This is a genomic window from Anoxybacillus sp. CHMUD (assembly GCF_013096965.1).
GTDB classification, from domain to species: domain Bacteria; phylum Bacillota; class Bacilli; order Bacillales; family Anoxybacillaceae; genus Anoxybacillus; species Anoxybacillus kestanbolensis_A.
Map to the genome: position 1 here is coordinate 1 of NZ_SDLG01000113.1, position 203 is coordinate 203.

Annotated in this window: 1 pseudogene; it reads left to right on the forward strand. The window is 43.3% G+C overall.

From position 1 onward, the window contains the following. Positions 1-203 (forward strand): annotated as a pseudogene (locus tag ETB99_RS14860) (IS66 family transposase); the annotation flags it as partial.

Consider the following 203-nt stretch of genomic DNA (forward strand, 5'->3'; position numbering starts at 1 on the left):
GTGACACAACATGAACGTGAAGTGAAATCGTGTCCACATTGTCGATGTGTTCAACAAGCCGAATTCCCATCACATGTCACGAATCATGTGCAATACGGTCCACGGCTCACGGCGCTCGTTGTTTATTTACATCATATCCAATTGATCCCGTACAAGCGTTTAAGTGATACAATCGAAGCGTTATATCAACACTCGATTAGTAC